This window comes from Micromonospora globispora (genome assembly GCF_003857015.1).
Lineage (GTDB): Bacteria > Actinomycetota > Actinomycetes > Mycobacteriales > Micromonosporaceae > Micromonospora > Micromonospora globispora.
The window spans coordinates 1-5,371 of the sequence record NZ_QGGF01000300.1 but is presented as its reverse complement, the minus strand read 5'-3'; the positions used below and the strand labels follow the sequence as shown (position 1 = coordinate 5,371).

Annotated in this window: 6 protein-coding genes and 1 pseudogene; 4 read left to right on the top strand and 3 right to left on the bottom strand. The window is 71.5% G+C overall.

What is annotated here, in order from left to right:
* The 3 genes and pseudogenes from DKL51_RS14880 to DKL51_RS14870 all read right to left on the bottom strand — a co-directional run.
* Nucleotides 1-291 (bottom strand): annotated as a pseudogene (locus DKL51_RS14880) (ATP-binding cassette domain-containing protein); the annotation flags it as partial.
* Nucleotides 288-1,232, bottom strand: coding sequence for a metal ABC transporter substrate-binding protein (locus tag DKL51_RS14875; protein ID WP_109947634.1), 945 nt, complete (start codon nucleotides 1,230-1,232; stop codon nucleotides 288-290). The gene DKL51_RS14875 and the pseudogene DKL51_RS14880, both read right to left, overlap by 4 nt.
* Nucleotides 1,233-1,286: 54 nt before the next feature.
* Nucleotides 1,287-1,544: a DUF6703 family protein gene (locus DKL51_RS14870; RefSeq protein WP_109947633.1), complete on the bottom strand. Its 258-nt coding sequence runs from the start codon at nucleotides 1,542-1,544 to the stop codon at nucleotides 1,287-1,289.
* Between the two features lie 27 nt (nucleotides 1,545-1,571).
* Between DKL51_RS14870 and DKL51_RS14865 the strand changes: the two genes are divergently transcribed.
* The 4 genes from DKL51_RS14865 (at nucleotide 1,572) to dusB (ending at nucleotide 5,233) form a co-directional block, all read left to right on the top strand.
* Nucleotides 1,572-1,913 carry an antibiotic biosynthesis monooxygenase family protein gene (locus tag DKL51_RS14865; RefSeq protein WP_109947632.1) on the top strand — a complete coding sequence of 114 codons (342 nt, stop codon included), beginning with the start codon at nucleotides 1,572-1,574 and terminating at the stop codon, nucleotides 1,911-1,913.
* Between the two features lie 25 nt (nucleotides 1,914-1,938).
* Nucleotides 1,939-2,502, top strand: coding sequence for an Rv0361 family membrane protein (locus DKL51_RS14860; RefSeq protein ID WP_243422723.1), 564 nt, complete (start codon nucleotides 1,939-1,941; stop codon nucleotides 2,500-2,502).
* Between the two features lie 116 nt (nucleotides 2,503-2,618).
* A complete protein-coding gene (locus tag DKL51_RS14855) occupies nucleotides 2,619-3,998 on the top strand; it encodes a glycine--tRNA ligase (RefSeq protein ID WP_109947631.1) in 1,380 nt (459 codons plus the stop codon).
* 62 nt (nucleotides 3,999-4,060) lie between these two features.
* A complete protein-coding gene (gene dusB, locus DKL51_RS14850) occupies nucleotides 4,061-5,233 on the top strand; it encodes a tRNA dihydrouridine synthase DusB (protein ID WP_124812172.1) in 1,173 nt (390 codons plus the stop codon).
* The last annotated feature ends 138 nt before the right edge of the window (nucleotides 5,234-5,371 follow it).

The window sequence follows — 5,371 nt, the reverse complement described above, 5'->3', positions numbered from 1 at the left end:
CCCTCGCCCACCGTGGCCGGTACGCCGCTCGGCGCCGAGGCGCTGCGGGACGTACCCGATCCGCCGCCACTGCCGGAAGCGGCGCTGCGGGGTGCCGAAGAGGGTGATCGAGCCGGCGCCGAGCGGGACCAGCCCGAGCACGGCGCGGATCAGGGTGGACTTGCCGGAGCCGTTGGCTCCGAGCACGGCGACCACCTCGCCGGCGGTGACGGTCAGCGAGACGTCGCGCAGCACGGGCCGGCCGTCGTAACCGACGGCGGCGTGCGTCACCTGGATGACGGGTTCGTTCATGAGCAGTCCAAGGCGGTCCGGAGGGTCTGGAGGTTGGCGCGCATCGCCGAGAGGTAGTCGCCCTCGGCCGGAGCGCCCTCGATCGGGTCGAGCACGGCGGTCCTCGCCCCGACCTCGCGGGCGACGGTCTCGGCGACCTTCGGGCTGACCAGCGTCTCGAAGAAAATGGTGGTGGCCTGGTGCTCCCGGGCCTCCTTGGCCACCTCGGCGAGGCGCTGCGGGGCGGGCTCCGCCTCGGGGGTGAGCCCGGTGATGCCGACCTGCTCGAGGTGGTACCGCTCGGCGAGGTAGCCGAAGGCGGTGTGGCTGGTCACGATCTCGCGGCGCTGGCAGGTCTTCAGGCCCTGCGCGAACTCGCCGTCGAGCTTCTCGAGATCGGCGTGGAGGGCCTCGGCGCGGGCGGTGTAGTCGGCGGCGTGGTCAGGGTCGGCCTTGCCGAGCCGCTCGGCGAGCCGGTCGCCGATGGTGGCGAGCCGGGTCGGGTCGAGCCAGACGTGCGGGTCCTTGCCGCCGGACTCCTCCTCGTGCGCAGCCTCGCCGCCCTCGTGCTCGTGGTCGCTGGCCGCCGCGTCGCGCAGCGGCTGCACGGTCGCCACGTCGAACGCCCGGTCGCCGGCGTTCTGGTCGACCGCCTCGTCCACGGCCGGCTGGAAGCCCTTCAGGTAGACGACCAGCTTCGCCTCGCTGACCTGGCCGACCTGGGCCGGGTTGAGTTCCAGGTCGTGCGGCTCGGCGCCGGGCTTGGCCAGGTTGGTCACCGTGACGGCGTCACCGCCGATCCGCTCGGCGAGGAACTGCAGCGGGTAGAAGGCGGCCACCACGTCCACCCGCCCCGGGTCGGCGTCGGCTCCCCGGCCCTCCGAGCAGGCGGTGAGGCCGCCGAGCGCGAGCAGGGCGGCGGTGGCGGCGGCCAGGGTGCGCGGAGCGGTACGGATCGTCATGACAACCACTGTCCGCGATAACGAAATTGATTGTCAAAAACGCATGATTGCATGTCAGAGCAGCTTGGCGAGGGCCACCGCGATCAGCAGCGTCAGCAGCAGCAGCCGCACCATCCGGGTCGCCGGCCGTTGCACCGGCCAGGTGACGCTCATCAGCCAGACCAGCAACGCCGCCAGCGCCAGCAGCACGAGGCCGCCCACCGCACCTGGGGCGAAGAGCGCCACCAGCACCAGGACGAGCGTGGCCAGGAACACCGTCGTCGGGTTGAGGCGGGCCAGCCGAGCCAGCAGGGGTGTCTGCGTACGCTGCATTCCACAGACTCTACGAGGAGGACGCCGGTGCTGGTCACCAACCGGTTCGTGGTGGACGCCGATGTCGCGGACGACTTCACCGGGCGGGCGCACGCGGCCCTCGCCGCTCTCGCCGCCCGCCCCGGCTACCTGCGCGGGGACCTGCTGCGGGCGCTGGACGACCCGACGCACTGGTGCCTGCTCACGGAGTGGGAGTCGGTCGGGGCGTACCGGCGGGCGCTGGGCGGCTTCGACGTCAAGATCACCGCGGTCCCGCTGCTGGCCCAGTCGGTCGACGAGCCCTCGGCGTACGAGACGCTGGCCAGCGCCGCGCCGGAGGGGGAGATCGTCGTCGTCGCCAGTGATCGGGCTGCAGGTCCTTACCGCTGAGCCCGGGGGCACTACCCTCTGGCGTATGACCGCTCCCGGACCGGCAGCCCCGCCCCCTCATCCCGCGCTGCCCGGCGCAGGCGGCGCGCCGCCGGCGGGGCCGTCGTCCGAGCCCGAGGTCCCGGTGCCAGCCGGCCCCGGGGTGGTGCCGCCGTTCGCCGCGCCGCCGACCGAGGGCCGCCGGGCCCGGCTCTGGCTGGGACTCGGCGTGGGAGCGCTGGCCGTGCTGATCTGCTGCGGCGGAGGTGGCGCGGCCGTCGTCGGCCTGGCGGTCAGCAACGCGCAGGCGATCGAGGAACAGGGCCGCACCGTCACCGACAACTACTACCGGGCCCTGATGGAAGAGGACTGGTCCAAGGCGTACGACCAGCTCTGCGACGACGCGCAGCGGCGCGAGTCGCGGCCGGACTTCGAGGCGCGGGTGGCCACCGAGCCGCACGTCTCCGGCTACCGGGTCGGTCAGGTCGACGTGCAGACCCTCACCGTGCCGGTCGACGTGACGCTGGCGGGCGGCAAGCAGGAGGCCCAACAGGTGACCCTGGCGGCGGATCAGCAGACGGGCGGCATGGAGGTCTGCGGGGTGAGCTGACCGCTCCCCGGTATTCTGCTGGGCTCGGGCCTCCGGTGGCCGTACCGTTGTCCCGAACTGACCGGTTCCATCCACATCACAGCCCCCGCCGACCGCCAGCCGGCGTAGGAGGAAACATGCCAGCCGACCGTATCGACGCCGTCGTCAGCCTCGCCAAGCGCCGAGGCTTCGTCTTCCCCTCCAGCGAGATCTACGGGGGCACCCGGTCGGCGTGGGACTACGGTCCGCTCGGCGTGGAGCTCAAGGAGAACGTCCGCCGGCAGTGGTGGAAGACCATGGTCCAGCAGCGCGACGACGTGGTCGGCCTGGACTCCGCGGTCATCCTGGCCCGCCAGGTCTGGGAGGCCTCCGGCCACATCGCCGAGTTCGTCGACCCGCTGACCGAGTGCCAGTCCTGCCACAAGCGGTTCCGCGCCGACCACCTCGAGGAGGCGTTCGAGGCCCGGCACGGCCGCCCGCCGGTCTCGCTGTCCGAGATCAACTGCCCGAACTGCGGCAACAAGGGCACCTTCACCGAGCCGAAGATGTTCAACGGCCTGATGAAGACCTACCTGGGCCCGGTGGAAAGCGACGAGGGCATGCACTACCTGCGGCCGGAGACCGCCCAGGGCATCTTCGTCAACTACAAGAACGTGGAGACGGTCGCCCGCAAGAAGCCGCCGTTCGGCATCGCGCAGACCGGCAAGTCGTTCCGTAACGAGATCACCCCGGGCAACTTCATCTTCCGGACCCGGGAGTTCGAGCAGATGGAGATGGAGTTCTTCGTCGAGCCGGGCACCGACGAGGAGTGGCACGAGTACTGGCTCCGGGAGCGCTGGAACTGGTACCTCGACCTCGGCCTGTCGGAGAACAACCTGCGCTTCTACGAGCACCCGAAGGAGAAGCTCTCCCACTACTCGAAGCGCACCGTCGACATCGAGTACCGGTTCCAGTTCGGCGGCAGCGAGTTCGCCGAGCTGGAGGGCATCGCCAACCGGACCGACTTCGACCTGTCGACGCACAGCAAGCACTCCGGCGTCGACCTGTCGTACTTCGACCAGACCAAGAGCGAGCGCTGGATCCCGTACGTGATCGAGCCGGCCGCCGGCCTGACCCGGGCGGTGCTCGCCTTCCTGCTCGAGGCGTACGACGAGGACGAGGCGCCGAACACCAAGGGCGGCGTCGACAAGCGGACCGTCATGCGCTTCGACCCGCGGCTGGCGCCGGTGAAGGTGGCGGTGCTGCCGCTGTCCCGCAACGAGGCGCTCTCGCCGAAGGCCAAGGGCCTCGCCGCGGACCTGCGCAAGCGTTGGGTGGTCGAGTTCGACGACTCGCAGGCGATCGGTCGCCGCTACCGCCGCCAGGACGAGATCGGCACGCCGTTCTGCGTGACGGTCGACTTCGACACCCTGGACGACAACGCGGTGACCGTACGGAACCGGGACACCATGGGCCAGGAGCGCATCTCGCTGGACCAGGTCGAGCGCTACCTGATCGAGCGCCTGCCCGGCTGCTGAGCTGCTGATGGGGCTCCGACCGGCGCGAAGAGGTGCCGGTCGGAGCCCCGTACACTTGGCCGGTGACCGCCCCGACCCTGACCGCGCTGCGCCCGTTGACCCTCGGGCGGCACCAGGTGTGGCCGCCGGTGGTGCTCGCGCCGATGGCCGGGATCACCAACGTCGGCTTCCGCCGGCTCTGCCGGGAGCAGGGCGGCGGCATCTACGTCTGCGAGATGATCACCACCCGGGCGCTGGTCGAGCGGAACCCGAAGACGCTGCGCATGATCGCCTTCGGTGAGGACGAGCAGCCCCGCAGCCTGCAGCTCTACGGCACCGACCCGGAGATCACCGCCGCCGCGGTGCGAATCGTGGTGGAGCAGGATCTGGCGGACCACATCGACCTGAACTTCGGCTGCCCAGTGCCGAAGGTGACCCGGCGCGGCGGCGGCTCGGCGCTGCCGTGGCGGCGGCGGCTCTTCGCCCGGCTGGTCAAGGCCGCGGTGGACGCCGCGTCACCCGCCGGGGTGCCGGTCACCGTCAAGATGCGCAAGGGCATCGACGACGACCATCTGACGTACGTCGAGGCGGGGCTGGCCGCTCAGGACGCCGGTGTCGCGGCCGTTGCCCTGCACGGCCGTACGGCCGCACAGCGGTACTCGGGCACCGCCGACTGGGACGCCATCGCCACCCTCAAGCAGGCTCTCGACGTGCCGGTGCTCGGCAACGGCGACATCTGGGAGGCGGACGACGCGCTGCGGATGGTCGCGCACACCGGGGTGGACGGTGTGGTGATCGGGCGCGGCTGCCTGGGCCGGCCGTGGCTCTTCGCCGACCTGGAGGCCGCGTTCAACGGCCGGCCGGAGCGGCGGCTGCCCACCCTCGGCGAGGTGGCGGTGACCATGCGCCGGCACGCCGAGCTGCTGGTCGACCAGTTCGTCGCCGGCGCCCGCAATCCGGCCCGCGGCGAGCGGGACGGCTGCACCGACTTCCGCAAGCACGTCGCCTGGTACCTGAAAGGTTTCCCGGTGGGCAGCGAGCTGCGCCGGTCGCTCGCGATGATCGACAGCCTGGCCCAGCTCGACGACCTGCTCGGCAAGCTCGACCCGAGCGCGCCGTTCCCGGTGGAGACGCTGGGCCAGCCGCGCGGTCGCACCAACTCTCCGGGCAAGGTCTTCCTGCCCGACGGGTGGCTGGCCAGCCGGGACGACGACACGGTGCCGGACGGGGCCGAGTTGGACGACTCCGGCGGCTGAAGCGCGCTGATCCGCAGACGTCGAAGGGCCGACCCCGTGTGGGGTCGGCCCTTCGTGGTTGTGCTGGTGGTCAGGAGGCGGTGTAGCCGCGGGTGGCGATCCAGTCGGCGAGGTTGTCCACGCTGATGCGGTAGGAGG

Excerpts from the sequence above, each read along its gene's own strand:
- DKL51_RS14855 (WP_109947631.1), top strand. The coding sequence starts at position 2,619 with ATGCCAGCCGACCGTATCGACGCCGTCGTCAGCCTCGCCAAGCGCCGA.
- DKL51_RS14860 (WP_243422723.1), top strand. The coding sequence starts at position 1,939 with ATGACCGCTCCCGGACCGGCAGCCCCGCCCCCTCATCCCGCGCTGCCC.
- DKL51_RS14870 (WP_109947633.1), bottom strand. The coding sequence starts at position 1,544 with ATGCAGCGTACGCAGACACCCCTGCTGGCTCGGCTGGCCCGCCTCAAC.
- DKL51_RS14875 (WP_109947634.1), bottom strand. The coding sequence starts at position 1,232 with ATGACGATCCGTACCGCTCCGCGCACCCTGGCCGCCGCCACCGCCGCC.